Source organism: Paenibacillus sp. J22R232, assembly GCF_056269165.1.
Window position 1 is genome coordinate 71,450 of sequence record NZ_JBWDNK010000011.1, and the last position, 17,629, is coordinate 89,078.

Sequence of the window (17,629 nt, forward strand, 5' to 3'; positions counted from 1 at the left end):
CTCCGGATTAGATTCTGATAAAAAACAGAGGCTGCCCATGCAGGCAGACTCTATTTCCCTTGAATGGCTATTCGCCGAGCGAGCCTTGCAGACTCTTCGCGCTGAATGATGGATTAGCTTGTACATTCGTTAATCCTTCTTTGCGTGCCGTTGCCAGCGCTTTCTCATATCTCGTGTTCAAATCTGTGATAGCGGCATCCAGCTCTTGGTTTCCTGTCAAAATAAATTCAATGAAAACATCGCTGAACTTCTTGCCTTCTAGCTTCGTCTCTGTGATCGATAACGGCGTGGCTGGATAAATGCCGTCATATTTCGTTGGAAGAAATCCATCAATGCCGGCCAATTCCGGCTTGCCTGCCGCCTCGTTCACGTAAGGCAAGACCGAAAGGCCAAGACCCTTCTCCTGGTATTCTGAACGAAGCTCGAGGTTGTACAAATATTCCAGAAATTTGACTGCTGCTTCCTGCTTGGTCGATTTGGCGCTTATTCCAATATATCCACCCGCATTGACCCAAGAAACGCCGTTAATCTGACCATCCTTCGTCGGCACTAGCGCTGATGCCCAGCGGATGTCGGTCGGGAACTGCGAAGTATACACGGCTGGCTCACTGGAATGGTTAACATACATTCCGATTTTGCCTTGTGCGAATTGAGCGCGCAGCGGATCGATATCAAGCGACTCCGCTCCCGGAATCATGCTTCCGTCGGTTTTAATTTGGCGCAGCGCCTCCGCAATGTCGCGGTACATTTCAAAGTCGAACTCTCCCGTTTGGAAATTAAAGCCTTCATGGCTGGATTCGGAGCCTAACGAGCCAGCCGCGAACGCAGGGCGAGTAAAGCCCGATCCGTTTTTGAAATTGCTCGCAAAGCCATATACGCCTTCCGACTTGCCCATTTCCGTAATTTTCTTAGCCATTTGGACCATTTCATCCAGCGTCTTCGGCGGCTCTGTAAAACCGGCCTTCTCCATCAAATCAACATTATATAACAAGCGCCAGAACTGGCCGGTATTCGGCAGTGTGTAGACATGTCCATCCTTCGTGTAAATATCCTCAACCAGCAGACCTTCAAACTTCGCTAGGAACTCATCGCTTAGCAGCGTATCCAGCTGTGCATAGTAGCCCTTGTTCACATAGGTTTGGAAATCGCCGCTTCGGAAAATGTCAGGAGCCTGGTTGCTTGCGAACGCAACCTCTACCGCCTGATTGTAGTTGTCGGCCATAACCTTCATTTCAACTTCAATATTGTCGGTGTTTGTTGCGTTATAGTTATCAACCTGCTGCTGCATGTAATCCATGTCGTGACGATCAATGGTCCAATAAGCGATCTTCGTCTTAGCCGTTCCACTGCTGCCCTCTGATGCATTCGGCTTCTCGCTCGATCCATTATTCGTCGAGCATGCTGCCAGCATTAAAGCCATAACCAGTAAATAACAGACCGAAAGTGTACTCTTCGTTGCGAACCTTTTGTTCATCTGTCGTACCTCCCCTTTGTTTGGCAAGCGGCGTTCCTTTCGGGATAACCCGTCCGGCTCGCTTTGCTGACCTCATTGTAGCACCTAAGCTCGCCATGCCATGAAGGACAAAATCACGATTCTGGGAGGGGAAAATCACTCTTATTCGCCTTTTGAACCCGAGCTTTCATATTTGCCGCGAAATTCCGTCGGTGTCAGCCCCGTATGCTTCTTGAACAGCTCGCTGAAATACGGCCGGTCGCGATAGCCAAGCTCGAAGGTAATATCCTGTACCTGCATGCCTTCAAGCAGTAGCTTCTTCGCCTTCTCCATCCGCTCGCTCGTGACGTATTGCATAAACGTCATTCCAACTTCCTTTTTGAACAAATTCGAGAAATAGCTAGGGCTCAAATGTACGACTCCGGCACATTCCTGCACCGTGAGATCGCTTCCCAGCCGGCTGCTTACATAATTCACTGCTTGGTGAATAAGCTGGCCTACGTCGTTCTTCTGACGTTTCTGAACCCATTCACTCCCTGTTATTCCAAGGTCCTTCACATCTTGTATCAGCTCTGCCGTGGATAGATAGCGCCCTTTCTTCATCGCGCTTAACCGTTCGTCAAGCCAGAACCGTTGCTTTTCGTCCGCTTTCTCCGCAATGACGCGATACATGGAGAAAGCCAACCCATAGAATAAATTCGTCAGCACGTCGGGATCAGGCGGGGCCGGATAGCGCAGGCATTCCTCGGCAATGCTTGCCAGCAGGCGCTCTGTCCCTTCTTTGTTGCCCGAACGCAGGCAATAGAGCAGCTCAGTTTCCTTGTCCGCTGAGTATTGAGGTGTAATGTGGTCCTGCCGTTCAATGTCGCGATAAGAAATAACGCAGCCGCTTCCCGAATAAAATTGATAGCTGAGCGCTGTCTTTGCCTGTTCATAGGATAGGGCAATCTCCCCGATTCCCGCTACCCAGCCACCGACACCGACTGAAATATCTCGTTTGGCATACTGATTCACATGATGCCTGCAGTCTTCTGCAAGAGCAAGCACATCTACGTCCTTATCCGGATTCAGCAGGACGACGAATTGGCCCAAATGCTCGCGAAATACGATGCCCTTAGCTTGCTTTTTGATCGTTTCTTCCATAATATTCTGAACCGCGAACCTTGTAAGCTCAACCTCTCTGACTGGCAAAGGCGTACGCTCATTCATCAAGCCTTCTATTTGTACAGCCATAGCGACAAAACCGTACGTACCCATATCGATTCCGAGAAAATCCCACTTCTCGTACGCCCGTTCCGGAAGCTCGTCATGGCGGATCAGCAGCCGGAAGTACTCCTGGCGCAAATACGGCAGGCTCTCCCTCACCTTTCTCTCAAGCGCCATCTTATCCAATTGCTCCAGCCTCTGCGTCTCAATCTTGGCTTTGGCGCGAAGCACCGCATCTACCACCTGCTGCGACGTAAAAGGTTTCACTAAATAATCAAACGCGCCGAGGCGCACCGATTCCTGAGCATAGGTGAAATCGGAATATCCGCTGAAAAATATGATTTGCGGACCATGCTCTCCGCTCTCCTTCAGCTCGCGAATCATATCGATTCCGCTCTGCATCGGCATGCGGATATCCGTCAATACGATATCCGGATGCTTATCCTTAATAAGCTGAAGACCATCCTTGCCGTTCATTGCCGTACCGGCAATAGCAATTCCATGCTCCGACCATGGAATCTTTTTGAGAATGCCCTCGATTACCGTCCTCACATCATCAATGACGCACATCGTTATGCCGTTCATTCGTTGATCACCTCTTGAATAGGAATAATCAGCTTAACGGACGTTCTAATGCCCGGCTCGCTTTCAAGCTTCATGGAAGCCTTGTACCCGTAATATAGCGCTAATCTCGCTGCAACGTTGGATAGCGCGTAGCTCGTATGCTCCGTATCCGCTCCGTTCAGCATCTTTTCCACGCGAGCTGTATCCATCCCGCTTCCGTTATCCGTTACCGTCAGCATCAACAATTCTTCAGCCACGGCAACCTCAATGCGAATCATTCCCTTGTGCGGCAGATCCTGAAAGCCGTGCAGAATCGAATTTTCAACGAGCGGCTGGAGCATGATTTTGAGAACCGGAATATCCATCAGCTTCTCGTCGGCTGCCGCCAGCTCGTATTCAAACAAGTCGGGATAACACATCACCTGCAGCTTCAAGTATTGCGCGACATGGTCAAGTTCCTGCCGCAAGGTCGTGATTTCTTTGCCATTGTTGAGGCCTAGCCGGAACAGCAGGGAGAGCGAGACGATCATGCCGCTGACATCCTGCTGTTCCTCCATTTCGCTCTTCCAATAAATCGTATTCAGCGTATTGTATAAGAAATGGGGATCGATCTGAGCTTGCAGCGCCTTGATTTCGGATTTGCGCTTGGATTGCTCAGATACTTTAACCTCTTGGATTAACTCGCCAATTTGCTCCAGCATCCGGTTGAATTTATGCCCTACCTGGCTGATCTCATCTTCAAACACACTCTCAAATCGAACGTCAAGCTGGTTCTGCTCGACCTTAAACATAAGGTTTCGAAGCTTGAACAGCGGTTTTAGCAACAGTTCCGACAGCATGCTCGACATAATAAGCGCGAGCACGACGCATACGCCCATAATCGTAAGAATGGTCCAGCGCATGCGCTGAACGGGTGCAAGAAGCTCCGACTTTGATTGGTAGCCAATGAGAACCCAGTCCGGATTCATGCCCAACGCCACGTAATTGACCAAGTAAGGCTTATTGCTCTCGGTCGAATATTCAAAGTGGCCTCTGTCGCTGGCGGCGAACCGTTCATACAGCTCCTTGTCATGGCTTGGCAGATCAGCCTCGGAGGTGAAAACGGCGTTCCCGCTGCTTCGGTCAACAACGAGCTGTCTGAGACTGCCCTCCTGAAGATGAGCCTGGATCAGGTCCTGCAAATAATCTTCCCTAATATTAACAACAACATAAACGCCAGGCAGCTGCATCTCAAAGAGCGGTTTGATGATTAAGGATATCACCGCGTTTTTTCTGCTGAACAGCTGATCGGCATGACCGCCTGCCCATAACGTAGCCCACTGCTTCTGTGTATCAAGGGTCATGGCACTAAGCGCTGTATCGGTGAACGCAAACATGCTGCGCTTGCTCTCCGTAGGATAGAAGTCGCCTATTGGCGTATGCACCAGCACGGAATCGATTGATTGCTCCGCAATCATCATTTGGGCGAACGGGGTTTGCAGCTGCGAAAGCCGGTTATAATATTCGTTACCGTTGCCAGCTTGGACATCTCGCATCGCATGCTGGAACGGCTCACCCATCATGAGCGTGGAAACCGACACGACGATATTCCGAAGACGCTCATCGAACACCTGCGCCGTTTTGTTCAAGGTGTCCTGGCTTGTCTTGTTCGCTTGGGCTTTCATTTCACGAGAAAAAAACACGGAAACATAAGTTCCCGTGACAGATATACAAACGACAGTTAGCATAACAAAAGAGATCCATATTCGTTTTTTTAGCGACATCTTTCTAAATATATGTTTCATAACGTCCATCGCCTCAATATATGAAAGGATCAGCCCTTAACAGAGCCCATAGTAACTTGCATGAAGGAACGGTTGGCAAACAGGTAAACGATCAATAGCGGTAAAATCGAAATGCATGCGCCTGCAAGCATCAATTGGTTTTCTACGGCTGCCCCTGCTCCATATCTCAAATTCGCGAGGCCAACGGGGAGCGTTTGCAAATCAGGACGGGACAACGAGAAGACGAGCGGGAGAATGTATTCATTCCAGGCATTCCTAAAGGTAAAGAGTGCCACGACAGCTAAAGCAGGTCTAAGGAGCGGCAAAATGATTCGCCAGAAGGTGGAGTAAAAGTTGCAGCCGTCAATGAGCGCCGCTTCGTCCAAATCCTTCGGAATACCTCTGAAAAAGCCAATAATCATGAAAAAGGCGGTGGCATGCGCACTAATTAGAATGATTATGACACCCCATAATGATTTCTGCAAACCGATGGCAACCATAAGATTAAACTGCGGTTTTAGCACCACGGCTCCGATAGAGATAAACAGGGTGAACGATTGAAGAAATATGAATAGTTTCTTGCCTCTGAAAGCAACGCGGTCGACTGCATAAGCCGCCATTGCGGATACGAGCAGCGTTCCGATCGTAGCGAACACGGCTACATAAATACTATTGAATGTGAAGCCCGAGAAATCGGCTTTGCTCCATGCCTCGACGTAGTTCTGGAATTGCCACTTCAAGGGAAGCACCGTCGCTCCCGTCGTCAGCTCTAGATTAGTTTTGAACGAGCCGAGCAGCGCGATCACAATCGGGAACAGCATCAATCCTGCCGTGACGAGCAATAGTAACCATACCGGCGTACGGATCAGCATTTTACGAATCGTCATGTTCCTTCCCCCTTTAATAAATATTGTTCAGTTTTTTCGACATCCAGAAGTAGAGCCAAGTGACCAGGCCAACGATGATCGCTGTAGTGAATCCGACCGCGCTGCCGTAGCCGATATTCTGAACAGAGGTGCCTGTCGTGGTGAGCGGGAAAAACAGCTTGTATAAATAGAGATACATGACTTCCGTTTTGCCGAAAGGTCCACCTTCCGTCAAAACCATGATGCTCTCGTAGCCCTTCAAAGAAGTCGTGATAGCGAGCATGACGATCATCTGCAGCACAGGCCCAAGCATTGGAATCGTGATGTACCATAGGCGCTGCGCCGGATTTACGCCATCCAGCGAAGCCGCTTCGTAAACATCCTCGGGAATGCTCTGAAGCCCCGCGATAAAGAGCAGCATGTAGTTGCCTACGGCCCCCCAAACGGCAATGATAATAATCGTCAGCATCGCGTGGGCTGCGCCAAGCCAATCAACCGGTCCGGATACGACATTCAGCTTGATTAAGTATTGGTTGATAATGCCGTTGTAAGAATTGAATACGATATAGAAAACGATAGACATAACCGATGCACTGAAGATGGTCGGCAGGAAAAAGATAGCCCGGAAGGCATGCCGCCCCCGCAGCTTGCGATTTAAAATAACGGCAAGAATAAGCGATAACGGCAGCGTTATGATCAGTTTGCCTCCCGCGTACACGAACGTATTCACGACAGACTGCCAAAACTCAGTATCCCTTGCGACTCTGGCAAAATTTTCTAAACCAATGAATGTTGGAGTCCCATACCCCTGATAATCGTAAAACATATAGCGAAGCGCCCAAAACACAGGATATATGCCGAGGGCCATCGTCAGAAAAAAACTGGGAAGGCTGAACAAATAGGCACCTATTCGATTTCTTTGCATGAATCCATCTCCTCCCGTCTAATAGCTTCATTGTATAAGAAGCCAGCCTGATAACGGGATGGGACAATCCATCAACCTGGGGGGACGATACTACTTTTATGCCTTAAAAAATAACGTCTCCCCTGTAGTGCCCGAACAAGCAGCAAAAGAAAACGGCCATCCAAAATCGGCTGGCCGTTTCTATCGGAATTCCTTTTAACAATTAATTGCATGAGATGGGATGATTTCCAACTTTAATCGAATCGGTCGGGCATACAACCCGTGCATTTAAAATAGCTGTGGGATTTTCATGTGGCTGCTATGTCCGGGAGATAGCTTAGCTCCCGGGTCAATGTACGTCATCGCGTTATTAACAGCCGTTGGCGCTTCCCCGAATCCTACTGCTATCAATTTCACTTTCCCTTGATACGACGCGATGTCTCCCGCTGCAAAAAAGCCAGCAATATTCGTTTGCATCCGGCTGTCTACTTTAACAGCGTTTTGTTCAAGAGCAATGCCCCATTCCACAATTGGGCCAAGGGATGATACAAAACCATAATTGACGATAACGGCATCAACATCCATTTTCTCTACGATTCCCGAATGACAGTGCTGAAGCTGTACTTGTTGGATGCGGTCTTCACCATCCAAAGATAATACTTCCCACGGTGTGCGAATATGAACTGTTGAATGTCTAAGCCGTTCAACACTATGTTCATGGGCACGGAATTTATCCCGTCGATGGATTAGCGTTACCTGGTCAGCTATCGATTCAAGCATTAATGCCCAATCGACTGCCGAATCACCGCCTCCACTAAGCAATACTTTCTTCCCCTTGAATTTGTTGAGGTCGTTTACAAAATAGTGAAGATTCTCCTTCTCGAAACGCTCCGCATTGGGCAGCTCTATCCGCCGAGGCTGGAAGGCTCCTGCTCCCCCGGATAGAATGATCGCTTTGGCGTAATGCTCTCCTTTGTCTGTTACCACTTTAAACAGTCGCTCTTCAAGCTTCGTTACACTAAGTACTTGCTGGTTCAAGCAAACATCTATTGGGAATGGCTTTATTTGCTCGGCTAGTCGATCAACAAGTTCTTGAGCAGTAACCTTCGAAAACCCAGCAACGTCATAGATATGCTTCTCTGGGTATAAAGCTGCCAGCTGGCCTCCCAGTTGCGGCATGCTTTCGATCAGTTTTACGCTCGCTTTACGCATCCCGCCATAGAAACAGCTAAACATGCCCACCGGACCTCCGCCAATGACGAGAAGATCTGTCATATCGCTCATCTCATTTTCCCTTTCTATTCGTCATCTAACATCGACCTGTTCCTCGGGCTCCTATCGCACGGCAAGGAATCCCAAGGAACTTGCAACTGGTCTATAATGTCACTTTGTTATTTATTCGAATACCATTCATTCACCGCATCAATCGCAGCCTTCCCGCCCTTAGCATCAAACTCCTGTGTGAATTTATCGAACTCCGACAAGTCACGTTTGCCCATAATAAATTTCATGGCGTTTTCTTCGGCGAAATTACGTAATTCTGCGAATTTCGAATCAAACGCTTCAATGGATGGCGCAAAATTCGTTTCCTCACGCGATTTTTTGAATGCAAGCTGAGGCTCGTAATACGGCAACAAGCTTTTGGCTTTTAGCCTTGCATCAATGCCAAAATCCGTATCCCCTAAGCCGTACATCGAACGCCAGCTAATGTTGTCGCTCTGCTCTTTCGACTGCGTGTATTCCCCATTCGCTTCCGTGTAATCCTCGTCCTTAATACCGTAGTTTATCAAAATATCGGTTTCCGGCTGGTACAAGAAATTTAGATATTGGGCTGCACCCAGCTTGTTTTTAGCTTGCTTGGGAATAATAATGTATTGCGTTGAAATCGAAGCATCTTGAATCCCTGATTGTCCGTTGATCCCAACTGGAGGCGCGATAAACTGAACGGATCCGCCAGCCGTCTTTTCCTGCAAAGCCTTATCAACGTCAATGCCAGATGAAAAATACAAGGTATTAAATACGGCTGTTCCGTTAATCAGCTTATCTTTGCTATCTTTATTGACTGCAAATTCCGGATCTAATAATCCTTCGTCATACCACTTTTTGAGAGTTGTTATGAATTCCTTGTATTCCGGCTGCACCCAGGAGAAATGCAATTTACCGTCTTTTACGACTGTAGGCGTGGAAACGCCAAAGGCAGCCGCGAACGGGAAAAATCCATCGATAAACGATCCCGCGCTTGAAGTAGCCATGGTCAATGGCGTAATATTTTTCTTCTCTTTAATCGTCTTCATTGTGGAATAAAACTCATCGATCGTTGTTGGCGCATTCAAGTTTAATTCCTTCAGGATATCTGTGCGCGCGATAAGGCCGTTCCCTACCTTTAACGCATTCCGATAGGGAATCGCATATATTTTCCCTTCATATCTCAAAGCATCTAGCGACTCATTGCTTGCCATCGTGGACAAATTAGGAATTTGATTTGCGATTAAATCATCAAGAGGCTCGAGCGCACCTTGTTTGGCCAGCTTAAAGTAGTCGGATTTGCCAGAAACCATCATTAAATCGGGCACATCACCTGAAGCAAAGATAATGGATATTTTTTGCGATGGATTTTCGTTTGGAAGCGACTCATATTGAATATTAAAGCCTGAGTTCTCCCTTAGCTTATTAATGATTTTATTATCGTTCATCGTGTCCGAATCTTTGAATTGCTCCATGACGCCGTGATAGAGCCGGGTAATTTTCAAATCCTTAATCGCTTTGGCTTCTCCCCCGCTCGCACTCGTTGCCTCTGCCTTTTCAGTCCCGTCCTGGCCTGCTTCCTTGCTCGTGCTGCACCCCGACATTAAAACGATACACATGAATACGCTGATACTAATTGCCGCTGCTTTTCTAAAAACCATGATTACGACCCCCTTATTTAATTATACATATGAAAGTCCGGATTGGAGATGGATTATCCCTTGACCGCACCTAACATAACGCCTTTAACAAAATATTTTTGAATGAAGGGATATACACAAAGGATAGGAAATACCACGCAGATAATTGCCGCAGCCGTCGTAGATTCTGGTGTGAGTTCACTTAAAACTCCCCCCGTCGTCATGTCTCCTGTCTTGGAGTTCGTCACGATTTGCATGAGAAATACTTGTAATGGCATCAAAGCTCTATCAGTGATATACATCATCGCTTGAAAAAAGCTATTCCAATAACCTACCGCATAAAACATTGCGATCGTTGCAATAGTCGGTAGGGACAAAGGCAGGTAGATCCAAGCAAGAACCCGTATATTAGAAGCCCCATCCATAATCGCCGACTCTTCCAAAGCCTCAGGTAGGCTCAAAAAATAGTTGCGGATTAGAATTAGATTAAACGGTGCCAAGGCCATTGGCAGCATAACCGACCAGAGCGTGTTCAATAATCCTAATTGCTTCACAACCAGGTAGGTAGGAATGAGTCCACCGCTGAAGAACATCGTGATGACGAAGAACAGCATAAACCCTCTTTTAAAAGGAAATTTTTTCCTAGAGAGAGCAAACGCGGCCAGTATGGTGACAGCCATGCTGATTGCCGTTCCGACTACGGTAATAATCAAGGAATTCCAAAATGAAATGTAAAACTGTTTATATGAGAGTACATATTCATAGGATGCAATGTTGAATCCCTTCGGCCATAGCCATATTTCTTTGGCTAGAAGATACGTTTCGCTACTTAATGATTTCGCTACAATATGAATCAAAGGTACAACCGTTGATATGGAGAGCAACGACAATACGATGACATTTACGTAATTAAATATGGATTCTCTCCGAATTTTTCTCATTACGAGCCCTCTACTTTCTCTGCCTTAGAAAATTCCTTCTTCTCCCATCTTCCTCGCAAAAACATTGGCTAACACCAGAAGCACACAGCCAATGGCTGACTTGAATAACCCCGCTGCTGTAGTTAGACCGAATTGCATAGAGCCTAGTCCAACTCGAAACACATACGTATCAATGATATCCGCCACATCATAGACGGTTGGGTTATACATCACCAGTACTTGCTCAAAACCTGCATCTAAAATATACCCGATTCGCAATAAGAGAATGATAATAATGGTGGACTTAAGGCCAGGTAGAGAAATATGCCAAATTTGCCGAAACCGGTTCGCCCCGTCCACGGTAGCCGCTTGATACAGCTCCTCATTAATTCCAATCAGTGCAGCGAGATAAATGATAGCGCCCCAACCCGCTTCTTTCCAAATATCTGATCCCACGAGAATCCAGCGGAAAAGTCTTTCATCCGACATAAAGAAGATCGGCTGGAAGCCTAGCATTTCGATGATTCTATTAATGACCCCGCTGCTTGGAGAGAGCATGTCAATGGCGAGGCCGCCAATAATCACCCAAGAAATAAAGTGAGGCAGATAAGTGATCGTCTGCACCATTCGTTTGAACTTGACGAGTTTGAGTTCATTCAGCAGCAAGGCCAAAATAATGGGGAGGGGGAACCCTACGAGCAGTTTCATCAAGCTGATCATAACGGTATTTCTTACTACCCTCGGGAATTCATCAAAAGTAAATAATTCACGAAAATATTGAAGTCCAACCCATTCGCTCCCCCACACGCCTTGCATCAAATTGTAATCTTTGAAGGCAATGATGACGCCATACATCGGCATATATTTCAAGAGGAGGATAAGGATGACCGCAGGCAATACCATCAGATACAAATCCCAATACTTTAGATGTTTCACTAACCTCCCTTTTGTTAATTTCACTTCCTTGCTTACCGTCAATGAATTTGTCTTCATCATTTGTGATCTCCTTAGGTATCGTGCTCTTCTCTTGTATTAACTATATCCCTACAGGTAATGAAAATGTAGACTAATCCTTCTACTTTAATGACAACAAATTCTACGTTTTAAACACGCAAAAAAAGACACCAACAGTTTGTGTTGAATGCCTTTTTTCATCAAAAACGTATCACTTGTTCATTTCACTCGGCTTGATTCCCCAATACTTCTGAAAGCTCCGCGAAAAATAATTCCCATTCTTATACCCGACCCGTTCCGCTACTTCATACACTTTGCTCCCAGCTGCCAGCAGCTCCTTTGCCTTTTCCATCCGCAGTCTCAGCACGCTTTCCGAAAAAGTGCTGCCGGTCACCTCCTTAAAAATCCGGCTCGCATAGGCATAATTCATATACATCTTCTCAGCTACGAAATATAAACTAAGCTCTTCCTCATATAAATGGCGATCAACGAAAGCCAAAATTTCACTCACCGTAATATGCGTTCCAGATTTCCGCCGTTCGCTAATCGACCTGCTTATCCGCGTCATCATGCGATGCAGCCATTCCATAAGCTGTTCCTTCGCCAGCAACTGATTAAAGTTCATAAAATCCGAGTAATCCTCGGCAAGCGTTTCGCGCAAACTCCACCCATGTGAATTAACAATTCGCGTCAGTAATGCCGTAATGCGAAGAAGCATCTCTTTCGCATCGGCAATGGGATGGTACGGGGAGAAGCCGATGTCCATTACCTTGCTGATGAGCTCCGAGCGCTTACTCTCATTGCCCGTCTCCACGGCTATTTCAATGTCCTTCTCCAGATCATTCATATTCAGCCACGCTGTCTTTGATGGCGCATCGTTCCGATACGGAATGACGGTTTCATTGCCAAGCACGATGCGTTCCTGAAGTGCCATTCTACTCTGCTTATAGGCAATCGGAAGCAAGGCTTGATCTTCCACGCAAGTTCCAATGCCGGCGCTTGCTGACAGCTTCAAGCAGGATTTTACCGTGCTAAGCAGTCTGCCGAGCTGCTGATTGACTTTGAGTTGAAATCCTGATATTTCTACGCTTGAGGGAGCAAAGAAGATCATTGCCGTCAACCCGTCATCATCATGCAGGACGATACCATCCATATCCTCCGCGACATCCCGGGCAATGTTAAAGAGCGAATACTGAATTAAAGGCCGCTCGCCCGCATGAAAACGAATATCGGTTTCGGCAATCGGATCCATATCGAGCGTGACGGGCAAATACATGTTGCCTGCGAGGGAAATGCCGATCTCATGGCTGCTTTTCTCTAATTCCCAGGTAGACAAACGCCCGTTCAACCAATTTTTATAAAATGATTGTTTAAGATGCGGCAGATGCTCTTTCCATCTCTGCTTTAGAAGCGCTATATTGTGAATGCCATTCAATTCCTGTTCACGAAGCTGTTTGGCTCTTAACACCGTTTCCAGTACAAGCTCATTCTCCGCCGGCTTTACAAGATATTTAACAACGCCATAATCGATGCTGTCACGCGCATATTCGAAATGGTCAAAGCCCGTTAATATGATGACCTTCACATGCGGATATTCACGCTTCAGTACCTGCGCAAGCTCGAGACCGCTCATATCGGGCATGTGGATATCAGTAATGACGATATCAATGCATTCCTTTTCTACAGCCATGATGGCTTCCCTGCCGTTTCCCACGGCACCGGCAATTTCAATGTCATAGCTTACCCATGAAATCCCATAGGCAATCCGCTCTCTAACTTGAAATTCATCTTCAACGACGAGCAGCTTCATGATCTTTTTCTTCCTCCACTCGTATAGGAATGATTAAGGTGACCTTTGTGCCGAGTCCCTCTTCGCTTTCAATCAGGACGTCCGCTTCTTCTCCATAATAAAGCTTCATTCTCGATTTCACATTTTTCATTCCAAAAAATTGACTCGACGGGCTTTCTTGCGGCATTCGGTAAAGCTTGCTTGTCAGCATACCTAGCTCCAGTTGAATTTGCTTCAGCAAGTCGCTTGGCATTCCCATGCCCGTATCCTCTACATCAATAAATAAGAAATGCTGTTGAAGCCTGGAGCGAATTCGCAGTTCGCCTTCAAACGGGCATTTCTCGAGTCCATGAATAATAGCGTTTTCTACAACGGGCTGCAGCAGCAATTTGAGCACAGGGATCTCTTCCGAACCTTTTTCCAAATCAATCTCAACTGAAAAGTGCGCTGTTCGCGACTGTTGGACACGAATGTAATACAGCAGATGCTGCATCGTTTCTTCTAACGTAAAATGATTCCTTCCCTTTCCCAAGCTAACTCTGAAAAATTTGGCCAAATTCAACACCATTTCGCTGATTTCATTGATTTTGAATTTGACAGCAACTGAATAGATGGAATCCAGCGTATTATAAAGAAAATGAGGATTGATCTGCGATTGCAGCAAGCTAAACTCCGACTTGGCTAAGCGCAGCTCCTTCTCATAATCCTCCTCGATCATCATTCTCTGGGACTCCGCCATCTGATTAAAACCATTCATTACGAGTCCGAATTCATCTCTTCGATCATGCCTGATTTGATAGTTCAGATCTCCCTTGCGCACGAATTTGAAAGCGCTTGACAATTGACGCAAAGGTTTTAAAATTTGAATGTATAACAGCCAAGCCGTCCACACGGCAAGAAGCATGCTAAGTAGAATAATAAGGTAGGTAAAGAGTTGGAGCCGATGCGATTGCTTGAATATTTCATCCTTTGGCTGCTCTAATTGAATAGACCACGCACCGTTTGTTTCTTTCATTGAAAACATATCGGAAGCATAGTCTTGCTTAGCAGCGGAATTAGTCTCCAGAATCAGCCTGTTATTATAAAATAAAGAAATATTCATCCGTTCAGTCGTTTGGAGATGTTGAATCATACTTTGAAGCGACGACTTATTTACAGCAAAGATCAAAACATTCGGCTCTGGGTTATCTCTTAATACGTCAAGCAGTCGGATGTAGTAAATGTTGGAATCCCTTAAATATAGGTTCTGATCCCCGCTGGAATCCACAGTAGGAATATAAATGACCAAAGAACCAATTCCTTGAACGACTTGCTGGAACCAGCCTTCTTCTTTCACCTGAGGCCATCTGAATCCTCCCAGCGCTGTCGAAACGCCATTGCCGCTAGCTCCATGGACAATATATGCCTTTTGAATGGCTCCGTTAATATTGGCAAGTGAACTGAGCTGCTGCATAACGGTATGAATATCATATAAATGAGAGGGGTTAAGCGGATCTTCAATATCCCGAAAGATGTTTACGATACTAGGATTGGAGCTAATCAGTAGGGTTTGCTGATCCATCGTATTCGCAATTTGCTCCATATAAGCAAGTGACGTCAGGAGCGCGCCTTTCGTACGGTCACTAATTTGCACTTTCATGATGCCTTGCGAGTAATTATTTGCAAATATACTTACACTGACCAGCGGAATGAGAATAAGCAAAAAAGTTAAGGTAAGCTTGAGCTGTAAGGATATTGCACCCCGTGTGCTTTTCAAGGCTGTACCTTCCCCTCTATGCCTGAACCTCGTTGCGCGGCTCTCCAGCTGCCTGGGGGCCTGCCGAAATATTTGCTGAAGGCATGCGTGAAAGCATAGGAATCGGAATAACCAAGCATGGAGGAAACTTCACTGATCATAAAATGAGAGGAAAGTAACTCGGCCGCTTTTTCCATTCGCAATCGATGCAAATACTGGACAGGTGATACCCCCATTTCCTCCGAAAACATCTTCGAGAAATAAGTGCGATGAAGGGATAAGTAGTCGGCAACATCACGAACCGTAATATGTTCCATATAATACGTGTCCATAAAAGCAACGCTTTTAGGAATCCAGTTCTCTTTGCCGTTCTGATTCTTCTCGGACGGGTCCGTTGAAATCATAAGACCGAATATGCGGTATAGAAGCGAACAAATCTCATTATGCCGTTTTAAATCGTATTTCTGAGGAAGAAATAGCTGTCGGAACGTGGTTTCAAGCTCCTTGGACAGAACGCCTAGCAGGTAAGGCGATGCCTTGCTAAAGCCAGCCGCTGTAAAAAGTTCCGGTGCCTGCGGTCCATCAATGGAGATCCAAATCATTTGTAAATTTGTCTCACTCGGTGCTAGCCGATAACGGAACGTACTGCCCGGAACCATTGCAAATACATCGCCCTTGGACAAAATAATGTGCTCTTTGTCAAAGGTGAACTCTACCTTTCCCTCCATGATAAAATGCATATTATAGTATTCTAGAATCATTGGCCCTAATTGATAGCTAGGCTTAGCCATATTTCGACCAAGACGGAGCGGCCAGATACCTCCTTTTTTTGCGAATTCGTCAGGGACGAATAGCTTTGATTCAAAAAATTCCTTAGCGGTTTCCTGCACGCCGATCACCATCCTATCGTTAGTCACTTCTATTGTAGCAAATGGCGAAGATGATTGAACATGAAGTAAAAGCGAAATAAAAACCTCTCTCTTTGGCAGTTGCTTTGGCCTGTTTGAGAGAGGTCTTCATTTCCTTACATATGAATTAAGATCAGATCGTTATCAATCGAAACACCGAATTTCTCCACCGTGACATCATACGTTTTGGTGCGCATCACCGCATCCGTGATCATGCAGCCCGTCGGAATATCAAATTCCCACTGGTGCCAAGGGCAACGCACGATTTCGCCCTCTCGATCGAACTGAAAGTCACCCGGACCTCCAGAAGAAACGTAAGCTGTCACCAGTCCTTTGCACAGCTCTGCTCCCTGATGAGGGCAAACATTGCGCAGGGCATGAAAGACTCCGTTGATATTATAGATACCGACACTGCGTCCCTCAACCTCCACGATCTTATGGGTGCCAGGCGGAATCTCCCCTACCGTCCCTACAATGTGCTGCGGGCTTCGCTTCATTTTGTTTCCTCCGATTTGCGTGGAGGCAGGCCATAGAGCTTTGCTGCATTCTGATAATAGATGCTATCCCATAGTTCAGGCTCCAGTTTCGGCAATGCTTGACTCGGTGAATCATAATCCCAATGCGGATAATCACTGCAGAACATGAGTGTTTCTTTGGCATAGATGCTCTGTAGCAAATGATCGAAGATCTGACGGTTCGGTGTCTCCTCGAACGGCTGCGTGGTTACGCGGACATGCTCTCGGAAATATTCGCTCGGCTTCTTGCGAACCCAAGGCGTTTGGACCCGCAGTCCTTTCCATTCTTGATCGAGCTTCCACAGAAATGGGGCAAGCCACAGTACGCCGGCTTCCTGCAAAACGACCTTCAACGTTGGGAAGCGCTCGAAAACCCCATCGAAAATAAAGCTGGCCAAATGAGCGGCCATTACGGAGGGACGAGCACATCTTTGCTCAATGTAGTGGGTGACATACCCTGCCCCTGTATGCGGGCTATTAATACCTTCACCTTCTAATCCAACGTGGATGGTGAAGGGAAGATTATGGCGGACGCAAGCTTCATATATGGGATCATAATGCCTGTTCCCATAAGGTATGGAGGATCCGCTGGAAACAATAACCTGAACCATGTCCGATCGACCGCCGACACGATCAATTTCTTGCGCAGCAAGATTCGGTGCTTGCTTCGAGATAAATACGGAGCCTCTCAGCCTGCTTTCTCTCGAAAGCCAATGCTCGATCGTATATTCATTAATCGCCCGGCACATGGCAGCCGCGTAATCATAATTGGGAATCGCATGCACGGCATAACCCTCTCCAGTAAGGATGCCATATTCGACATTGTAGCGATCGAGATGCTGCTTTTGCATCAATTCCAGGTCACTGCCGGCAGAACCGCCGCCTTCGGGATACGAGTCAGCCATTCGGCCGCCTACGCCGCCATTAAAGTGCATGCCTCCGGGCAGCGCAGGACCGTATTGCTTCATAAGCTCTTGATAGGCTCGCGGCAAGTAAGGTTTTATTGCATCCAACCCCGTCGCTTGATGAATGTCGCAATCAATAATCGAACGTTTCAGCTTCGGACGTTTGTCCACCGTTAACTTTGCATCGGTATCAGAAGTTTGCATCTCTTTTGCTCCTCCAAAAGTTTACATTAGATAGCAGGATGTGCGGTTGTAGCTACCA

14 protein-coding genes are annotated in these 17,629 nt (G+C 46.7%); all 14 read right to left on the minus strand.

Annotation, left to right across the window (positions count from 1 at the left end):
- Window positions 1–67 precede the first annotated feature (67 nt).
- The 14 genes from AC0YN3_RS24890 to AC0YN3_RS24955 all read right to left on the minus strand — a co-directional run bounded on the left by AC0YN3_RS24890 (window position 68) and on the right by AC0YN3_RS24955 (window position 17,571).
- Window positions 68–1,474, minus strand: a complete 1,407-nt coding sequence (locus AC0YN3_RS24890; protein ID WP_475777626.1) for an ABC transporter substrate-binding protein — start codon at window positions 1,472–1,474, stop codon at window positions 68–70.
- A gap of 141 nt (window positions 1,475–1,615) precedes the next feature.
- A complete protein-coding gene (locus tag AC0YN3_RS24895) occupies window positions 1,616–3,244 on the minus strand; it encodes a response regulator transcription factor (protein WP_475777627.1) in 1,629 nt (542 codons plus the stop codon).
- Window positions 3,241–5,007: a cache domain-containing sensor histidine kinase gene (locus AC0YN3_RS24900; RefSeq protein ID WP_475777628.1), complete on the minus strand. Its 1,767-nt coding sequence runs from the start codon at window positions 5,005–5,007 to the stop codon at window positions 3,241–3,243. The genes AC0YN3_RS24895 and AC0YN3_RS24900 overlap by 4 nt, the downstream gene beginning before the upstream one ends.
- A 29-nt stretch (window positions 5,008–5,036) precedes the next feature.
- The gene (locus AC0YN3_RS24905) at window positions 5,037–5,873 is read right to left on the minus strand and encodes a carbohydrate ABC transporter permease (RefSeq protein WP_475777629.1); all 837 of its coding nucleotides are present in this window, start codon (window positions 5,871–5,873) and stop codon (window positions 5,037–5,039) included.
- A 13-nt stretch (window positions 5,874–5,886) separates the two neighbouring features.
- A complete protein-coding gene (locus tag AC0YN3_RS24910) occupies window positions 5,887–6,777 on the minus strand; it encodes a carbohydrate ABC transporter permease (protein ID WP_475777630.1) in 891 nt (296 codons plus the stop codon).
- Window positions 6,778–7,044: 267 nt separating this feature from the next.
- Window positions 7,045–8,040, minus strand: coding sequence for an NAD(P)/FAD-dependent oxidoreductase (locus AC0YN3_RS24915; protein ID WP_475777631.1), 996 nt, complete (start codon window positions 8,038–8,040; stop codon window positions 7,045–7,047).
- Between the two features lie 107 nt (window positions 8,041–8,147).
- Entirely contained in the window at window positions 8,148–9,662 is a 1,515-nt protein-coding gene (locus tag AC0YN3_RS24920) for an extracellular solute-binding protein (RefSeq protein WP_475777632.1), read from the minus strand.
- 53 nt (window positions 9,663–9,715) lie between these two features.
- Window positions 9,716–10,582, minus strand: coding sequence for a carbohydrate ABC transporter permease (locus tag AC0YN3_RS24925; RefSeq protein WP_475777633.1), 867 nt, complete (start codon window positions 10,580–10,582; stop codon window positions 9,716–9,718).
- 24 nt (window positions 10,583–10,606) lie between these two features.
- Complete coding sequence (locus AC0YN3_RS24930) at window positions 10,607–11,557, minus strand: ABC transporter permease (protein ID WP_475777634.1); 951 nt, start codon at window positions 11,555–11,557, stop codon at window positions 10,607–10,609.
- 169 nt (window positions 11,558–11,726) lie between these two features.
- A complete protein-coding gene (locus AC0YN3_RS24935; RefSeq protein WP_475777635.1) occupies window positions 11,727–13,325 on the minus strand; it encodes a response regulator transcription factor in 1,599 nt (532 codons plus the stop codon).
- Window positions 13,306–15,060 (minus strand): sensor histidine kinase, encoded by a 1,755-nt coding sequence (locus AC0YN3_RS24940; RefSeq protein WP_475777636.1) that lies wholly within the window; start codon window positions 15,058–15,060, stop codon window positions 13,306–13,308. The genes AC0YN3_RS24935 and AC0YN3_RS24940 overlap by 20 nt, the downstream gene beginning before the upstream one ends.
- Window positions 15,057–15,929, minus strand: a complete 873-nt coding sequence (locus AC0YN3_RS24945) for a helix-turn-helix transcriptional regulator (RefSeq protein WP_475777637.1) — start codon at window positions 15,927–15,929, stop codon at window positions 15,057–15,059. The genes AC0YN3_RS24940 and AC0YN3_RS24945 overlap by 4 nt, the downstream gene beginning before the upstream one ends.
- Before the next feature lie 134 nt (window positions 15,930–16,063).
- Window positions 16,064–16,444 carry a Rieske (2Fe-2S) protein gene (locus AC0YN3_RS24950; RefSeq protein ID WP_475777638.1) on the minus strand — a complete coding sequence of 127 codons (381 nt, stop codon included), beginning with the start codon at window positions 16,442–16,444 and terminating at the stop codon, window positions 16,064–16,066.
- Window positions 16,441–17,571, minus strand: a complete 1,131-nt coding sequence (locus AC0YN3_RS24955; RefSeq protein ID WP_475777639.1) for an amidohydrolase family protein — start codon at window positions 17,569–17,571, stop codon at window positions 16,441–16,443. The genes AC0YN3_RS24950 and AC0YN3_RS24955 overlap by 4 nt, the downstream gene beginning before the upstream one ends.
- Window positions 17,572–17,629 lie beyond the last annotated feature (58 nt).